The sequence below is a fragment of the Photorhabdus akhurstii genome, assembly GCF_018448925.1.
Classification (GTDB): domain Bacteria; phylum Pseudomonadota; class Gammaproteobacteria; order Enterobacterales; family Enterobacteriaceae; genus Photorhabdus; species Photorhabdus akhurstii.
In genome coordinates, this window is the sequence record NZ_RCWE01000016.1 from 58,553 (window position 1) to 75,969 (window position 17,417).

Annotated in this window: 15 protein-coding genes; 12 read left to right on the forward strand and 3 right to left on the reverse strand. The window is 44.1% G+C overall.

The window, feature by feature from the left end:
* Positions 1-68 precede the first annotated feature (68 nt).
* The 9 genes from dppA (at position 69) to EAE93_RS16525 (ending at position 11,423) form a co-directional block, all read left to right on the forward strand.
* On the forward strand, positions 69-1,679 hold the full coding sequence (gene dppA / locus EAE93_RS16485; protein ID WP_036814323.1) for a dipeptide ABC transporter periplasmic-binding protein DppA: 1,611 nt from the start codon (positions 69-71) through the stop codon (positions 1,677-1,679).
* A 227-nt stretch (positions 1,680-1,906) separates the two neighbouring features.
* Complete coding sequence (gene dppB / locus EAE93_RS16490) at positions 1,907-2,926, forward strand: dipeptide ABC transporter permease DppB (protein WP_036814325.1); 1,020 nt, start codon at positions 1,907-1,909, stop codon at positions 2,924-2,926.
* A 10-nt stretch (positions 2,927-2,936) separates the two neighbouring features.
* The gene (gene dppC / locus EAE93_RS16495) at positions 2,937-3,836 is read left to right on the forward strand and encodes a dipeptide ABC transporter permease DppC (RefSeq protein ID WP_214040121.1); all 900 of its coding nucleotides are present in this window, start codon (positions 2,937-2,939) and stop codon (positions 3,834-3,836) included.
* A gap of 12 nt (positions 3,837-3,848) precedes the next feature.
* A complete protein-coding gene (gene dppD / locus EAE93_RS16500; protein WP_036814330.1) occupies positions 3,849-4,829 on the forward strand; it encodes a dipeptide ABC transporter ATP-binding protein in 981 nt (326 codons plus the stop codon).
* On the forward strand, positions 4,826-5,845 hold the full coding sequence (dppF, locus tag EAE93_RS16505) for a dipeptide ABC transporter ATP-binding subunit DppF (protein WP_036814335.1): 1,020 nt from the start codon (positions 4,826-4,828) through the stop codon (positions 5,843-5,845). The genes dppD and dppF overlap by 4 nt, the downstream gene beginning before the upstream one ends.
* Before the next feature lie 357 nt (positions 5,846-6,202).
* Positions 6,203-7,174, forward strand: a complete 972-nt coding sequence (locus EAE93_RS16510) for an isopenicillin N synthase family dioxygenase (protein ID WP_036814341.1) — start codon at positions 6,203-6,205, stop codon at positions 7,172-7,174.
* A 33-nt stretch (positions 7,175-7,207) separates the two neighbouring features.
* Positions 7,208-7,948 (forward strand): hypothetical protein, encoded by a 741-nt coding sequence (locus EAE93_RS16515; protein ID WP_036814346.1) that lies wholly within the window; start codon positions 7,208-7,210, stop codon positions 7,946-7,948.
* Positions 7,949-8,124: 176 nt separating this feature from the next.
* Complete coding sequence (locus tag EAE93_RS16520; RefSeq protein WP_214040122.1) at positions 8,125-9,645, forward strand: MFS transporter; 1,521 nt, start codon at positions 8,125-8,127, stop codon at positions 9,643-9,645.
* Positions 9,646-9,779: 134 nt separating this feature from the next.
* Positions 9,780-11,423 (forward strand): OPT/YSL family transporter, encoded by a 1,644-nt coding sequence (locus EAE93_RS16525; RefSeq protein ID WP_236545713.1) that lies wholly within the window; start codon positions 9,780-9,782, stop codon positions 11,421-11,423.
* Here EAE93_RS16525 and EAE93_RS16530 read toward each other — a convergent pair whose 3' ends face one another.
* Positions 11,424-12,449, reverse strand: a complete 1,026-nt coding sequence (locus EAE93_RS16530) for an AraC family transcriptional regulator (RefSeq protein ID WP_052105921.1) — start codon at positions 12,447-12,449, stop codon at positions 11,424-11,426.
* Between the two features lie 545 nt (positions 12,450-12,994).
* On the opposite strand from EAE93_RS16530, the gene EAE93_RS16535 reads away from it, so the two are divergent.
* Entirely contained in the window at positions 12,995-13,702 is a 708-nt protein-coding gene (locus tag EAE93_RS16535) for a HAMP domain-containing protein (RefSeq protein WP_214040123.1), read from the forward strand.
* Between the two features lie 178 nt (positions 13,703-13,880).
* Entirely contained in the window at positions 13,881-15,371 is a 1,491-nt protein-coding gene (locus tag EAE93_RS16540) for an insulinase family protein (protein WP_036814357.1), read from the forward strand.
* Positions 15,372-15,413: 42 nt separating this feature from the next.
* On the opposite strand, the gene EAE93_RS16545 is transcribed toward EAE93_RS16540, so the two are convergent.
* Both EAE93_RS16545 and yhjD read right to left on the reverse strand, forming a co-directional pair.
* Positions 15,414-15,620, reverse strand: a complete 207-nt coding sequence (locus EAE93_RS16545; RefSeq protein WP_036814360.1) for a 2-hydroxymuconate tautomerase family protein — start codon at positions 15,618-15,620, stop codon at positions 15,414-15,416.
* 53 nt (positions 15,621-15,673) lie between these two features.
* The gene (gene yhjD, locus EAE93_RS16550) at positions 15,674-16,666 is read right to left on the reverse strand and encodes an inner membrane protein YhjD (RefSeq protein ID WP_214040124.1); all 993 of its coding nucleotides are present in this window, start codon (positions 16,664-16,666) and stop codon (positions 15,674-15,676) included.
* A gap of 150 nt (positions 16,667-16,816) precedes the next feature.
* On the opposite strand from yhjD, the gene EAE93_RS16555 reads away from it, so the two are divergent.
* Complete coding sequence (locus EAE93_RS16555) at positions 16,817-17,008, forward strand: hypothetical protein (RefSeq protein WP_011144706.1); 192 nt, start codon at positions 16,817-16,819, stop codon at positions 17,006-17,008.
* Positions 17,009-17,417 lie beyond the last annotated feature (409 nt).

Sequence of the window (17,417 nt, forward strand, 5' to 3'; positions counted from 1 at the left end):
AGCGCAGTTTCGGACAGGAAGTGCAGATTCTGGCTGTACACAACAACATCACAAATGGAGTGCAAGAAATGACTACTTTCTCTAAAAGAGCGAAGTTATTGAAGCTAGGGGTCAGCTTAGTTGCATTGGCAGTAACCGCCAGCGTTCAGGCAAAAACATTGGTTTACTGTTCCGAAGGCTCACCGGAAGGCTTTAGTCCACAATTATTCACTGCCGGTACAAGCTATGACGCCAGCTCTGTACCGCTGTATAACCGTTTGGTTGAGTTCAAAGCCGGTACCACCGAAATCATACCTGGGCTGGCGGAGAGATGGGATATCAGTGATGATGGCAAGACATATACTTTCCATCTGCGCAAAGGCGTTAAATGGCATGAGAATAAAGAGTTCAAACCCACTCGTGATTTTAATGCTGATGATGTGATCTACTCTTTCATGCGTCAAAAAGATGAAAATCACCCATACCATAAAGTCTCTGGTGGTAGCTATGAGTATTTCATTGGCATGGGCATGAGTGAGATGATCGATAAGATTGTAAAAGTTGACGATTATACTGTCCGGTTTGAACTGACCCGTCCAGAAGCCCCGTTCCTGGCTGACATAGGGATGGATTTCGCCTCTATTATGTCCGCGGAATATGCAGATAAAATGATGAAAGCCGGTACGCCGGAAAATGTCGATCTGAATCCAATCGGTACTGGCCCATTCCAGTTGGTTCAATATCAGAAAGATTCTCGTATCCTGTATAAAGCGTTCAAATCCTACTGGGGTGATAAAGCGAAAGTAGATCGGTTGGTCTTCTCTATTACTCCTGATGCATCTGTTCGTTATGCAAAACTACAGAAAAATGAATGTCAGATCATGCCATATCCAAATCCAGCGGATATTGCCCGTATGAAGAAAGATAAAGATATTGTCTTGTTAGAACAACCGGGCTTGAACGTGGGTTATGTTTCGTTCAATGTCACCAAAAAACCATTGGATAATCTTAAAGTCCGTCAGGCGTTGACGATGGCGGTCAATAAAGACGCTATCGTTGAGGCGGTTTATCAAGGAGCAGGTCAAAAAGCGAAAAACCTGATTCCACCGACAATATGGGGTTACAACGATAACATTAAAGATTATCCATATGATCCGCAAAAAGCGAAACAGTTACTCAAAGAAGCGGGTTTAGGAGATGGTTTTACTATCGATCTGTGGGCAATGCCGGTACAGCGTCCGTATAACCCAAATGCTCGTCGTATGGCGGAAATGATCCAGGCTGACTGGGCGAAAATTGGTGTGAAAGCCAAAATTGTCAGCTATGAATGGGGCGAATATCTGAAACGAGCTAAAGACGGCGAGCATCAAATTGTGATGATGGGGTGGACCGGGGACAATGGTGATCCGGATAACTTCTTCGCAACCCTATTTAGCTGTGCGGCCAAAGAGCGGGGTTCTAACTACTCTAAATGGTGCTACAAACCATTTGAGGACATCATTCAGCCCGCGCGCGTAGCTTCTGATCACGCCAAACGTGTCGAGCTTTATAAACAGGCACAGGTTGTGATGCACGAACAGGTTCCAGCGCTGATTATCGCTCATTCCGTTGTTTATGAGCCCATTCGTAAAGAAGTTAAAGGCTATGTTGTTGAGCCATTGGGTAATAAACACCGTTTCGATACCGTGTCCCTCGAATAATCCTATTCTTACTTTGTTGTGATACGCCATCTTCCTGATTTCTAACCGAAGATGGCGGTTTTCTCCAAGCGATCATAACTGGTGGAAAACTAACAAGAAAAGTAGAGGCAAGATGTTTATTACGTTGTGAGCCAAAAGATTGTGAGCCAAAGGGGGAAAGTCCTCCCCCTTATCAAGCCAAACGGCCTGAGAGCTGTAACCGGCATTTAAAAAAGAGAGTTTGGGATATGTTGCAGTTCATACTCCGACGTCTGGGGTTGGTAATCCCAACGTTTATTGGCATTACTTTACTGACTTTTGCTTTTGTCCATATGATCCCCGGCGATCCGGTGACCATTATGGCCGGGGAACGTGGAATATCTGCTGAGCGCTATGCTCAGCTAATGGCCGAAATGGGGTTGGATAAACCACTTTGGCAGCAATACTTTCATTATGTCAGTAATGTGTTACATGGCGATCTGGGTATCTCCATGAAAAGTCGTATCTCGGTGTGGGAGGAGTTTGTTCCCCGTTTCAAGGCAACGCTTGAACTGGGGATATGCGCTATGTTGTTCGCTATTGCTGTAGGTATTCCCGTTGGCGTCCTGGCGGCGGTAAAGCGTGGTTCTGTTTTTGATCATACTGCGATAGGACTTTCTCTCACTGGATACTCCATGCCGATCTTCTGGTGGGGGATCATGTTGATCATGCTGGTTTCTGTCCAGTTGGATCTGACGCCGGTATCCGGGCGAATAAGCGACAGTGTTTTCCTTGATGACAGTTATCCGCTGACGGGTTTTATGCTAATCGACACCCTATTCTGGGGTGAAGCCGGTGATTTTAAAGATGCGGTGATGCACATCATTTTGCCTGCCGTTGTCTTGGGGACGATTCCACTGGCGGTGATTGTCCGTATGACCCGCTCTTCCATGTTGGAAGTACTCGGTGAAGATTATATCCGTACTGCACGCGCTAAAGGCTTGAGTCGTATTCGTGTGATTGTGGTCCATGCGCTTCGCAATGCATTGCTGCCGGTTGTAACTGTTATCGGTTTGCAGGTGGGCATTATGCTGGCGGGGGCGATCCTGACTGAAACTATCTTCTCTTGGCCGGGCCTGGGACGCTGGCTGATCGACGCCCTTCAACGCCGGGATTATCCGGTGGTGCAGGGAGGCGTATTACTGGTGGCGATCATGATCATCTTGGTTAACCTGATAGTTGACTTGCTATACGGCATCGTTAACCCGCGTATCCGGCATAAAAAATAGGGAGCACATTATGTCTCAAGTAACTGAGCCTGCAATCAGTGCGCCTAAGATTATGACGCCGATGCAGGAGTTCTGGTATTACTTTAAGCGCAATAAAGGGGCCGTTGTTGGTCTGGTTTATATTGTGCTGATGTTATTAGTCGCTCTGTTGGCGGGGGTGCTTGCCCCACACAGTGCGTCTGAACAGTTCCGTGATGCTTTGCTGACACCACCGGTATGGCAGGACGGAGGAAGTTGGCAATTTATTCTGGGTACTGATGATGTTGGACGCGATTTACTTTCACGTCTGATGTACGGCGCTCGGCTTTCATTGCTGGTAGGTTGTCTGGTGGTGGTGCTATCCCTGTTGATGGGGGTGGTTCTGGGTGTGCTGGCGGGTTATTTCGGTGGTGTGGTGGATATTATCATCATGCGTATCGTTGATATTATGCTGGCGTTGCCAAGCCTGTTGCTGGCTTTGGTGCTCGTGGCGATCTTTGGGCCATCGATTGTCAATGCTTCGTTGGCGTTGACCTTTGTCTCTCTGCCACATTACATCCGCTTAACTCGTGCTGCGGTATTAGTTGAAGTCAACCGTGACTATGTGACGGCTTCACAGGTGGCGGGAGCGGGTTCCATGCGTCAGATGTTTATCAATATTCTGCCTAACTGTCTGGCGCCGCTGATTGTGCAGGCTTCTCTGGGTTTTTCTAATGCCATTCTTGATATGGCTGCTTTGGGTTTTCTGGGGATGGGGGCGCAGCCACCCACACCGGAATGGGGAACAATGCTGTCTGATGTATTGCAATTTGCACAAAGTGCTTGGTGGGTAGTGACGTTCCCCGGGATAGCAATTTTGTTGACAGTGTTGGCGTTTAACCTGATGGGTGACGGTTTGCGTGATGCACTTGATCCTAAACTCAAGCAGTAGTGAGGTAGTGAAATGGCACTGTTAAATGTAGAAAAATTATCGGTTCACTTCGGTGACGAAGAGGCACCGTTCCGCGCCGTTGACCGCATCAGTTACCGAGTTGAGCAAGGGCAGGTTGTCGGGATTGTCGGAGAGTCTGGTTCTGGTAAATCGGTCAGTTCATTGGCGGTGATGGGATTGATTGATTATCCGGGCAAGGTAATGGCTGACAAACTGGAATTTAACCAGCGTGATTTGACCAAAATTTCCGAACAAGAGCGTCGCCAACTGGTTGGTGCGGAAGTGGCAATGATCTTCCAAGATCCGATGACCAGCTTGAATCCCTGCTATACCGTTGGGTTTCAGATTATGGAAGCGCTGAAAGTGCATCAAGGCGGCAATCGTCGTACTCGTCGCCAGCGAGCGATTGATCTGTTGACCTTGGTGGGTATTCCTGATCCTGCATCACGTTTGGATGTGTACCCGCACCAATTATCCGGTGGTATGAGTCAACGGGTGATGATCGCAATGGCGATTGCCTGTCGGCCCAAATTACTGATTGCTGATGAACCAACAACGGCTTTGGATGTCACCATTCAGGCGCAGGTTATTGAACTGTTGTTGGAGTTGCAACAACGGGAAAATATGGCGCTGATATTAATCACTCATGACTTAGCATTAGTGGCGGAAGCCGCTCATCACATTATCGTGATGTATGCTGGGCAGGTGGTGGAATCCGCCAAGGCATCGGAGATCTTCCGGGCGCCACGTCATCCCTATACTCAGGCATTGCTCCGGGCATTACCTGAATTTGCCACGGATAAATCCCGTCTTGCTTCTCTACCGGGAGTTGTGCCGGGAAAATATGACCGGCCTGTTGGTTGCTTACTGAATCCACGTTGTCCATATGCAAATGACCATTGTCGTCAGGTGGAACCGGAATTAAGAACGGTAGGGGAACGTCAGGTGAAATGCCATATACCGTTGGATGATGTGGGGAGGCCGACAGTATGAGTGAGTATCTTTATCCGGCGCAGCAAATATCCACTGTGCCGTTATTAAAAGCGACAGATCTGAAAAAATATTATCCGATTAAAGGAGGGCTCTTTTCGCCTGCTAGAACGGTAAAAGCGTTGGATGGCATCTCTTTCGAACTGGAAAAAGGAAAAACGCTGGCAGTTGTGGGGGAATCGGGGTGTGGTAAATCCACGCTGGGGCGATTGCTGACGATGATTGAAAAGCCAACTGACGGGGAGCTTTATTATCAGGGACAAGATCTGCTGGTGCCAAATAAAGACGCTGAAAAGCTACGTCGTCAGAAAATCCAGATTGTGTTTCAAAATCCTTATGGTTCACTTAATCCGCGTAAGAAAGTTGGTCAGATCCTGGAGGAACCTCTGCGGATCAATACCAAGTTGAGCGCACAGGAACGTAAAGAGAAAGTGTTGCAGATGATGGATAAAGTGGGGCTAAAAACTGAACACTACAGCCGTTATCCGCACATGTTCTCTGGTGGTCAACGCCAACGGATTGCGATTGCCCGCGGCTTAATGTTGGACCCGGATGTGGTGATTGCGGATGAACCGGTTTCCGCGTTGGATGTCTCGGTGCGGGCGCAGGTGTTAAACCTGATGATGGATTTGCAGCAAGAGCTGGGACTCTCTTATGTCTTTATTTCCCATGATTTATCGGTGGTTGAACATATCGCTGATGAAGTGATGGTGATGTACCTCGGTCGTTGTGTGGAAAAAGGCAGTAAAGAGATGATTTTCAGTCATCCACGTCACCCCTATACACAGGCGTTATTATCAGCAACGCCAAGGCTAAATCCTGAATTACGCCGTGAACGGATAAAATTGACAGGCGAATTGCCAAGCCCAATGAACCCACCACCCGGTTGTGCGTTTGCAGCGCGTTGCCGCCGGGCACTTAGCATTTGTACTCAGCGTCAGCCAAAACTGAATCAATATGGTAATCAATTGATCGCCTGTTTTGCGGTTGATCAGGATGAAAATGTTGCAGTGGAATAATTGGTTAAGTTAATAAATTTTAAGGATGGTGAGGTTGAACCATCCTTAATTTCCCATAATAGCGTTTGTATAAACGCTATTTTTCTTTCTGATTTCCCCTTTCAAACATAAGCTACGGCAATTTACCTAAAAAGAGTTAGTTAAAAGAGATTAGAAAAATCGACTCTTTGACAATGATAGGCTTGTTGCTACAAATGCCATTCAGCAACTCATTCATTATACGTATAAAAATCCCTTATGGGATGAAATATCCGTTTTCTGGGACGGAATGCTTACCCTGTAAATATTCTTATGATTTATATTCTAAAGGAGAGAATTCATCATTATTTGACATTGAGTCGTCAGGGAGAGTCATGTATGAAAAGTTTTGAGAAAATACCTCATATTGACCTTGCGCCAATATTTACCCATACAGATACGGGATTATTGTCAGTTGCTGATCAAGTTCGCCAAATATATACGAATGTGGGGTTTGCTTACCTTATTAATCACGGCATATCAGAAGATTTAGTGCAAGCCACTTTTCAGGCAGCAAAAGATTTCCACAATCTACCACTGAATAAGAAATTAAAAATTCGTCAAAATAAGTTCTTTCGGGGTTATATGCCGAGGAGCACATCTCGATTTGAATTATCTACTTTGGAAAAAGCGAATAAGCCTAATCAAAGTGAGGCTTTTATTATTGCTAATGAAGTATCGGAGGAAAGTGAAGACTTTAAACTAGAACAAAACTTAGCAGGCCCAAATCAATGGCCGGAAGATATGCCGGAATTCAAGGAGACGATCACAACATACTATAAATCTATGCAGGCTTTGGCTAAACGGATGGTACAAGTTTTTGCAATGGCGTTCGGCCTGAGCCCCGATGCATTAGATAATTATTTCAGGGAACCGACTATTTTCTTGAGGCTTCAATATTACCCGGAACAGCCAGACATCATTCCTGAAGACCAGTATGGCATTGCCCCGCATACGGATTATGGATTTTTGACCTTATTAGCACAAGATACCATTGGGGGACTGCAAGTCAAAAATCAAGAGGGAGAATGGATTGATGTTCCACCTGAACCGGGTTCTTTTATCTTAAATAGCGGAGATATGATCAAATGGATGACTAACGATAACTTTATTTCTACTCCCCATCGGGTAATAAATCGCTCTGGAAAGAAACGATACGCTATCCCTTTCTTTTTTGAGCCAAGCATGCATGCTCAAATAGCTCCATTAGATATATTTAAGGATGCGGATAATCCGGCAAGATATCCTCGTATTGAGTATGCAGATCATCTTATGACGAGAATAAAGTCAAATTACAGTATTGGTGCTTAGGGGATAATAAAGCTTCAATTTGGGGGCAAGAATATGGCTAGTTACACATTCTTTTCAAAAGCCGCATTCAATTTTGATAAAGAAAAAACGGCCTTGTCGGGTAGTAAGGTCATCTTACTTATCAGTGTCGGCCAAAAATATCATGAAGGCGATAAACTCGCAGCAACCATTGATCTGATTAATAAGAGTGGATTTTCTTCATGCACAATCGCGGTAGCTGATACCTTACAGCGGCATAATTATCTGGGAATGAGTTATGAAGCAGCCTATCGTTTTACATATGAATTGGGTACTTCTTGGATCGCTCGAAATTCCGAAGTTCTCGCTGCACTTTCAATTCCCAATAATATTCTCCGCTGGGATGAAGCCTTAAACGATATATCATATTTGGCATTTCGAGAAGATATAGAAGGATTATATGTCAATGATCCTGCTTATAAAGAGGCAATTAACGAAACCATAGGCATATTTATTGATCGAATGGTAAAGCGGGACCCAAGTATTGATACCGTTCAGGCGTTCATACGTTGTTTAAATTATCTTATGGAAGAATGTCCCATAATCATGCCGATTTGGGCAGCTAAAGGTTACGATTTCGTCATCTATCCACAACCAATGACTGCGGCAATGGATGCTACACGCGAGCGTTTCGTTGTTGAAAAATATCCTGGAAAAGAACGCTGGTTATCTCTACGCTTTAAGAAGCGGTCTATACCAAATTTTCTTAATAATGCATTCCTTCAGGAAGATGCGATTCATTGTATGGTGGAATAAATCAAAAAGACATGAAACATCAGTAATCTGATAGATATGAAATAACTAAAGAAGATAAGGTTATAGTCTGTCCTTCCAGGAAATTCCCGGCACATGCTAAGCCGATACTCAAGCCTGTTTCAGCGAGGTTCCGGGAATTTTTTAGATGAACTACTGAACACAGAGGAGGCTATTTGATGATTTTTTTCTCAGAGAATCACAGAAAGTGGTGGGTTTTGACTGGCGTGAGTATTGCGAGCTTTCTTGGTTGTATTGACTTTACTATCGTCAACACGGCTTTGCCCGCAATAAGAGCTGATCTTCATGCTACAGTGGCTGAACTCCAGTGGATTATCAATATTTTTCTCTTGGCACTATCAGCTTTCATGGTTGTGATGGGGCGTATGGCTGATATCTATGGTCGTCGGCGCGTACTCTACCTTGGCGCCATATGCTTCGGACTTGCATCACTTGGTGCTGGGCTCGTTACAAATATAAACTGGCTTATCGCTTTTCGCTTTGCTCAGGGAGTATCCTGCGCAGTCTTATACACAGCCTCTGGTGCCATAGTTTCCAATGCCTTCCCTGAGGAGGAGCGTGGAAAAGGTATCGGTTTGCTCTTTGGGGTTAATGGACTCGGACTGGCAATTGGCCCGGTAATAGGAGGAATCATCGTTAGCACTCTAGGTTGGCGTTGGATTTTCCTAATAAACGTTCCATTGATTGTCTTAAGCCTATTAATCTGTACGGTTAGCGTCAAAGAATCTAGGAATAAGGAACAAGGGACGACGTTAGATTGGGGGGGATTGATTTTTCTGATCACCGGTCTGTCGGCCTGCATTGTTGTACTCAGCTTAGGTAGTGAGTGGGGATGGCTGTCATTCTCTACGCTAGGTCTTTTAATCATATCGGTCGTCGCGTTGGTCATATTTTATCATATTGAACAACGGGTCTCTGCGCCGATCCTTCAACTCCATCTGTTTAAAAACCGGACTTTCATTGGTGCGGCTATAGCCAATGCGGCACTGGCCTTTTTTTACTGTCTGGCTTTTTTCCTGATGCCTCTGTACCTACATACGATAAAAGATCTTGAGGGATATCAGATAGGTATGATGTTGCTTCCTACTACGGCGATGGTTGCTCTTCTTTCACCGATTGTTGGTCGGCTTACTGACCGAATGGGAGTCAAAATAATACTTGTCAGCGGCTTTTTATTTTTTGCTATTTCAGCATTTCTTCAAACACTCTTTTCCGAATACAGCAGTCTATTCAGTATTGCGATTGCGTTTACGCTTATGGGTATTGGTTGGGCTTGTGTACTGGGGCCATCCACAGTGGCTGCGCTGTCATCTGTACCGGAACGTATGGGGGCGGTTGCTATGGGATCATCGTGGACGGTGCATAATATTGGTGGGGCCGTAGGGCTTGCTTTTGGCCTGTTACTTTATCAGCAAGTTGCTACCAGCAGCTTATTACTCAAATTAGGCGCGTTTGGCGTGGCGCCTGGTCAATGGGTGGAGAAAGTTATCGCTGAACCAGAAGGGGCGCTTTCAGCTTTACATCAACATGCTGGTCTTGACCTTGCAGATGCGCTGAATGTTTTTCATACGTTCTTTATTGAGGGATACCGTGCGGCAATGGGGTTGTTGTTAGCTATCTCTCTTTCAGTTTTATGTATCCTTTGGATGACATTGAAACGACAACAGTCGAAACAATAGGCATTACAGGAAGATGCCACGTTGTTCGGCGGCTATCTGCAATAGATTTAAAAATCGGTTTAAATTGAAAATAGATGATGAAACAACAGAGAGACAGTGACTATTACCAACTTTGAAAATTAGGGGAGAGCACCGTGGGGAAAGAATCAAGCCACCAGCGTATGACGAATATCTCATCACCTCACCCACGGGCGTTTTCTCCATTAATGTTAGTTGTATTGATTCTGGTAAGTTCTCTCGGATCAATCATTGGTATCCAAACACTTGTCACTCTGGGTGTCACACCAAGCACATCTATAATTGGTGCTCTGGTTGCTATGGCGATAGCACGGCTCCCAATCTATCAATTCACGCTTTTCCGTTCTGTTCATGCACAAAATTTAGTGCAAACCAGTATGTCCTCTGCCACTTTTGGGGCAGCTATCAGCCTTCTCGCCCCGCTTGGTATCGCGTACGTCATGGAGATGCCTGAACTCATTATGCCGATACTGGTAGGGGTAAGTTTGGCTATGTTGTGGGATGCTTTCCTGCTATATCGTATGTTTGACTCCCCGGTATTTCCAGCATCAGGTGCTTGGCCTCTTGGGATGGCTACCGCTGAGGTGATCAAAACCACTGATCGAGGAGGTTATCGAACGATCACATTAATTTGTGGGGTGATAAGTGGGTTTATCGGCAGTCTTTTAGGTTTGCCAATGTCGGCTGCCGGTATTGCTTTTATCGGGGGCTTTGCGGCTATGCTGTCATTCGCGGCTGGACTGCTATTGGCTCCCTGTCTCTATATTGTGTTTGCATTGGATATCAGTACCCTGAGAATGCCTGAAGGGATTTTGGTTGGTGCTGGTATGGTGGCAGCTTTGCAAATTGGTCTTTCCATGTACAAGCGGAAAAAGGCACACATCACTATTCCCGCGGGCTGTCATCAACATCAGATTGATCAGCCTGGTGCCTCATCTTTTCGGGCTTTACTCGGTATCGGTAGTTTGGGTTATCTGCTTTTGGCGATGATACTTGCTCTAGGGACGGGTCTGTTTGAACAACTCAGTTTACCTATGTTGATTGGATTTGTTGTATTTGGCACGATCTCAGCGCTACTTCACGAACTCATCGTGGGAATCGCAGCCATGAACACCGGGTGGATGCCTGCGTTTGGCGTAGCGCTACTATCATTGGTAATTGGTATCTGGATCGGTTTTCCAGTAAAAGCCTTGGTCGTATTAACAGCGTTTACATCGGCAACTGGGCCTGCATTTGCTGATATGGGCTACGACCTTAAAGCAGGATACATATTGAGAGGTGATAATCGTGATCCCATATTTGAGCAAAGAGGGCGGCGAGAACAAATGATCGCAGGCATGTTAGGTTTTGGCGTAGCGATTATCGCTGTTCTACTGACCTGGCGGGATTTGTTCGCTCATAACCTGTTTGCCCCAGTCAATTTGGCTTATGCCGCGGCTATTAAAACAAGTATAGATCAAAGCAACTTAATGAATTTCACCAGCTGGGTAATACTGGGCGCGCTACTACAAGTTATTGGCGGCACTCGAGGCCAATTAGGTATCATGCTTGCAACAGGACTATTGATAGCTAAACCTACTGTTGGCTGGATGGTTCTCCTTGGGTTGATTTGTCGTTTATGGGTAAAACGCAAGTATCGCAACCACCCTTCCCACGGACTGGAGTCTTTCGCGGGCGGGATGATTGCAGGAGATGCTCTTTGTAGCATAATGTTAAGCACTCATTCACCCACAGTAGGGCAGAGCGCAAACGAACATTAATCAACGAGACCGTAGCCAAAAATCGCTACTAGACTGCAAGACAGATGAATCTTCATCGGTAGGGAGAACGATTCTTTTCGTTTCGCTTGGAGAATAGCTAAATTTCCTCTTATAGGCGCGCGCAAATTGAACCGGGCTACTGAACCCATACTGATAAGCCAAGTCAGCAATACGTTGACGTGGGGTGATTTGGGAACTCAGAATTGAATGAACTTTAGATAAACGTCGTGAACAAATGTAACTTGCTACACCGCCTACCGTTTCGAAGAGCCGATATAAATGACTCCTGGAAATACCGATTTGTTCACAAATCTGGTTAACGTTTAGTGTATTTGAATTAAGATTTTGATCAATATAGTGTCTGATCCTGTTGAACAAAGTCGTGTCAATAGCAGTTTGTGCCTGAATAATATTATCTGGGGTCGCAGAAAGCGTCGCATTCAGGAAGCCCAAAGTAGCTTGCATAACCTGTGGCATATCGTTCTTAGGCAAGTGGGGAGCATGCAGAAATAGTGCTCTAATATGTTCAGCAAAAAGCTGTCCCAGGCTGTGATCTAAGACTGCCCCGTGGAAATTAGCCGTTGTTGTCGGGAGAAGATCTCGAGGAACCATCAACATGATGACCTCACCTTCGGCGATGCTCAAATTATAGGGTTGACCTAAATCGATAACAGCCAATTGCGAAGGTCTTACCTTAGTTTGGTGGCTAGCATCATTATAAATCCACATATCAGAAAGGCTAAGGCGAAAATAATAGTGGTCAAGATTATCCTTGCGAATCTTGTCTAATGAACGATGAGCAAAGTTATTGATTGTATTCTCGCGCTTGCTAAGGAAACGCCAACGTCCAAGCATCAGCTCCCCTATATGCATCCCGCAGAAATTAGCATCTAAGATAATAATTTCACGCATTTTTAGCGAAATATTATGATGCTGGTGCTTTTCACGCCAAGCATCAAACCGTTCAGCTTTAGAATAGGAGAGTGCTGAAAAACGATAGGGGTATAAATCTTCAAGATCACTCATACACACCATCCTTTCACACAAGGTTAATAGTGTCATGTTGAGGAGTCAGGACATACAGTGAATTACTGTGGTTAATATATACTTCTCCGAAACAGGCGCATACAATAGAATATAGTATAAATTTAAACTTTCATTACGTTTTGCTTAATGATGTCGTGTATACAGTGAGTTAAATCACGACAACATAACTATTAGGAACGTGTCTTGGGCAGAATAAGTAAAGGTGGATCGCCAGGAAAAAACAAGTAGCTTGGCTTGATACTTTTCTTCGTATAATGCTAAAAGAGTGACTAATTTAAGTTTCTGATTGGCGGCTTGGTTTCATCAATGTTACACATTGTGGTTAAATCAGACGCTTTTAAATAGGAAAATTGAATATTTATATGTTTTTCTAATAGTTACAGATAACCACCAAAGGCAATTATTTCAGGAAAATAACGACTTGGATAAGTGAAACAGGATCGTTGGCGATAAAATCAAGTATACTCAATTCCATAGATCACGTGTTATAACTGCGATATCCACAGGCATTGGTTTAAGTGAAAATGAAATTGCGCGTCAAACGTTCGTTAACCATTAAACAGATGGCCGCAGTGACCGGCGTCACGCTGGTGACCATTGCTATTTTTATTACGATTCAATTGTGTCATTTTATACAGCAACGTAAAGATGATTATATCAGCCAGCTTAATAATGCGGCAGTTCAGGTACAGGTGCCTTTAACGGAAGCACTACTTAATTCCGATCTCAGTAAAGCAAAAGAGTTGCTGATAGGGCTGCGTACTGTAGGTATCTTAGGACGGGCAGATGTGGTGTTGCCGGAGGATATCCGGGTGATACGATTGAGCTTTGCTACCCATCGCCCAATTCCCGGACTGGCTAAACGAGTTTTTGGTATCCCTGTGGAAGTGAGTATTCCTCTTCATGTTTATGGTTCAGTATCGACAGGAGCTAAACCGCTAGGGCATCTGATTTTGCAAGTGGATTCCAATCGAGTATATCGTTTTGCTATTAATACGTTGGCGCTGATGCTGACAACTTATTTATTACTGGCCCTTATCCTTACGGTGTCGATAAGCTGGTGTATCAACCGGATTATTGTGCACCCATTACGTGACATTGCTCGGGATCTTAATAACGATCAACCATCAGAGCCAATGGCTTGCCCTAAATATCATCAGGATGATGAATTGGGTATGCTGATCAGGGGATATAATCGTCAATTTGATAAGCATAAACCTCCGTCATCATGAAACCATCCGTGGCGATCTGAGGTCTAATCCTCAGTTATAATCCTGACAGGATTTTGCCTGTTAAAATTCAGGTTTTTGCTTTTTCTACCGTTATTATTGGTCGAAGGGAACATATTCTGTCATCAATGGTGAAACCTTCGAAGGCTAAAACCAAGGATAGACATCTATAGGGGTTCACATGCAGGGTTCGAAAATTCGTTATTTTATTGGTGGGATAATGCTGGCAATTGCGGGCCAGACGCAGGCGGAAGCCTTGCAGCCTGACCCTGCCTGGAAACAGGGTAAACTGGAAAATGGTTTTAACTGGCAAATCTTGCAGACGCCGCAACGTCCTAACGACAGAATACAGTTGCGCCTTGTTGTGAAAACAGGGTCACTGGCGGAGAAAACCCAACAGGCGGGTTATACCTGGTTGATTCCGAAAGTCGTGCTCTTTAGTAGCAAAAGTTTATCTTCCACCAAATTAGACCAGTTATGGAACAGCGCTATTGATCCAAAATACCCACTGCCTCCAGCTATTGTTTCATATGATTTCACACTTTATAGCTTGAGCTTGCCACATAATCAGCCTGAACTACTAAAAGACGCGTTGAACTGGTTGGCTGATGCAGCGGGCAAGGCGGTATTTACACCTGAGACTCTACAACATGCCATGAAAATGGCTAATACATCCGTCGCAACCTATCCACCGGATATACAAGATCCCGTGTGGCGTAGACGTTTGAAAGGTTCAACGTTGTTAGGGCACGATCCGGCGCAAAATGCGCCTCAACCTATTGATTTGGAGAAACTTAAGCAGTTTTACCGGCAGTGGTATACCCCTGACATGATGACGTTATACGTTGCGGGCCATGTGGATAGCCGTACTCTGCCGGAAAATATCAGCCAAGCGTTTTCATCATTGAAAGGTAAACGCCATACTCCGGCCACCATTGCAGCGTTGTCACCAATGAAACCGGAGACCATAGGGATTATCAGCGATAAAAAGAAGGAAGATACTTTATCCTTGATTTGGGATCTCAATTGGCAGCCGATTAATGATTCACATGTGCTTAATCACTATTGGATCAGTGATATTACCCGCGAGGCACTTTATCGTTATCTGCAACTTGGGCTGGAAAGAAAAAATGATAAAGCGTTGAAACTGGGGTTGGATTGCAAAGTCCAGTATCATCGTGCGAGTTGCGCCCTGAATCTCAACACGGCGGCAGGTAATCTAAAACCCGCAATGGAGTATCTGGCGGCTGAATTGGTCACACTACGGGATAAAGGATTGCCGAAGGGACAATTTGATGAGCTATATGCGCAAAAACAAGCACAACTCAGCCAGTTGTTTGCCATGTATGGTCATACCAGCACGGATATTCTGATTAATCAGCGTCTTTTGTCCCAACAGAGCAATGTGGTGGATATCGCTCCTGAGCAGTATCAGCGTTTGAGACAAGCATTTTTAGCTTCCTTGACCCCTGAAATGCTTAATCGTGAGTTGAAGCAGATCCTTTCACAAGAAGTTGCATTTATTCTGATTCAACCGAAAGGGGAAGCGGAGATGGATGTCGATCAGTTAAGAAACAGCTTTAATCAGATTATGTCGTTGACACCACATCAGGATAAAGTTGATATTCCGGCACAACCACCGATACCTAAACCTGATGCAAAAGCGTCTTAAAGTGGTAAAAGGGCGGGCAATACCGCCCTTCATCATTGGAGACTACTTTTTAGCCTCAGCTCTAAGTTCAGTCACATTCTTACCGCCGATGCCCCAATTATCAGTATCGACTTCATCAATAATGACAAAAGTTGTCGCCGAATTTTTTCCTAATACATCAACCAATAACTGAGTGGCTCCTTCAATTAATTGCTTCTTTTGTTCTGCTGTAGCACCTTCACGAGTAATTCTGATATTAACAAATGGCATAAACAGCTCCTTTTCATCGGTTATTATTGGCAGATAGCTCTGCCAGGGCATATTTATTCGGTATTTTTATGATTATTATCCGCAGTAGCTATCCAGGCAGCGCAGAATAGCGTTAAACGGGCAAAGAGATAGAAAAATGTCATCAAGCCGATAACAGAACCAAATGCGGCGCCAGAAGGGGAATTGGCGAGGCGTGGTAACGTCATGGTCATAATATATTTGAGCGCTTCAAAGCCTATTGCTGCCATCAATGTCCCTTTTAATAGAGCCTTGCGTTCTGGCTGGTGGCGAGGCAACACCCAGAATAGCCATAGGAAAAGCAGATAATTAGCTGAAATAGAAATGGCTAATCCAATCAAGAACCAGGATGGACGAAGCCATTCAATGCCATCTAACCCTAACATCTTGACAATGGTTGCTTGGGCGGAGCCTGCGATAGAGGTCAGTGATAGCGTGATGACCAGCGCTAATAATAGCCCGATCAGAGAAATAGAATCACGAAGATATTTAAAATAGATTTTCTCATTATCTTCCTGATTTCTCACCCAGACAGGATGGAACTGGGCAAGAATAGCCTGACGTAAATTACTGACCCAATTCACACCCGAATACAGCGCAATTGCCAAACCGGTTAATCCCACGGTAGTACGTTGTTTAATTGCTGTATCGACACTATTTTTCAGCGTATTGGCAAGAGTCGGATCACTAATACTGTTGGCGATACCATTAATCAGTTTTGCCAGCAAATCGGGATTAGAGGCTAGAATAAAACCGGCAATGGCAAAAGAGAGCATCAGAATGGGAATAAGTGATAAGAAGGAAAAATACGTTATTGCGGCGCCAAACTGATTACCCATCCGATCATTAAAACGCAGCGTTGCCCGGATAAAGTGGGCAATAATAGGAATATTGCGGATATAATTTCCTACTCTGACTGTCAGGGAAATCGCTTTTTTACCGTGATGAATGCCCTTCTCTAAAGGTGTTCTGGATAACCTTTTCGGCTGATATTGGGCTGTTTCCTGTTTTTCTGTGCGCTTTGGCATGTATAGCCTCAAATAGTTACCTTGCTTGAATATGAGTAATCTCATCATGCCATGTTTCTACGAGATGATTCCGTTGTCAAATCCAGGTCACTTGTCAAAGTGATAGGCCACCAGCCCAACGAGGAAAGATTTTCCAGGCGATAGTCTTGGGTGAAATTTAATCTTCCATTAATTCTTTCTGAGAAATTAAATAAAAGTGAAGTAGCTATTATTCTACAACATGAAATAGCTAAGGCTGAAAGGGACAAAGTACTGCATGATAAACATGAGTTTGATGATGTTTATTTATCTCAGCCGATTTATAGGCAAATGTATTATGTAACATTATATCAAGAAATTTAAATAATTTTTCAAAATAATAGATTCCTTGAAGGGAGCTTAGTCCAATTTTGGCGTTCTGATCAATCGCCAAAAATCACTAAAAGGACTGAGTTACGCCAATTATAGTACCCATATCCCAAAATGAGCGAAGCTTAATATAAAAAATTATTCAGACAACTCAAGACAAAAATTACTAATATATATGGGATCATAAAGTACAATCACATCTAAATAAGCTGAAAAAATAAACCAAAAAAAATTAAATATGAGGATGAAACATAAACGAATTTGGATGGAAACTCAACTTTTGGAGTAAGTATTATAAGCGGGGTTTTTGCGTGTGGATAATATTTAATTATTCATACGATTCTCCTAGTTTTGTAACAGTAGTAATACAAAAAAACTTGCTATTAAAATAGATAATAAAATC

Coding starts and splice junctions, on each gene's coding strand:
- yhjD (WP_214040124.1), bottom strand. CDS start 16,666: ATGCCAAAGCGCACAGAAAAACAGGAAACAGCCCAATATCAGCCGAAA.
- EAE93_RS16510 (WP_036814341.1), top strand. CDS start 6,203: ATGAAAAGTTTTGAGAAAATACCTCATATTGACCTTGCGCCAATATTT.
- dppA (WP_036814323.1), top strand. CDS start 69: ATGACTACTTTCTCTAAAAGAGCGAAGTTATTGAAGCTAGGGGTCAGC.
- dppB (WP_036814325.1), top strand. CDS start 1,907: ATGTTGCAGTTCATACTCCGACGTCTGGGGTTGGTAATCCCAACGTTT.
- EAE93_RS16545 (WP_036814360.1), bottom strand. CDS start 15,620: ATGCCATTTGTTAATATCAGAATTACTCGTGAAGGTGCTACAGCAGAA.
- EAE93_RS16540 (WP_036814357.1), top strand. CDS start 13,881: ATGCAGGGTTCGAAAATTCGTTATTTTATTGGTGGGATAATGCTGGCA.
- EAE93_RS16515 (WP_036814346.1), top strand. CDS start 7,208: ATGGCTAGTTACACATTCTTTTCAAAAGCCGCATTCAATTTTGATAAA.
- EAE93_RS16530 (WP_052105921.1), bottom strand. CDS start 12,449: ATGAGTGATCTTGAAGATTTATACCCCTATCGTTTTTCAGCACTCTCC.
- dppF (WP_036814335.1), top strand. CDS start 4,826: ATGAGTGAGTATCTTTATCCGGCGCAGCAAATATCCACTGTGCCGTTA.
- EAE93_RS16520 (WP_214040122.1), top strand. CDS start 8,125: ATGATTTTTTTCTCAGAGAATCACAGAAAGTGGTGGGTTTTGACTGGC.
- dppD (WP_036814330.1), top strand. CDS start 3,849: ATGGCACTGTTAAATGTAGAAAAATTATCGGTTCACTTCGGTGACGAA.
- EAE93_RS16535 (WP_214040123.1), top strand. CDS start 12,995: ATGAAATTGCGCGTCAAACGTTCGTTAACCATTAAACAGATGGCCGCA.
- dppC (WP_214040121.1), top strand. CDS start 2,937: ATGTCTCAAGTAACTGAGCCTGCAATCAGTGCGCCTAAGATTATGACG.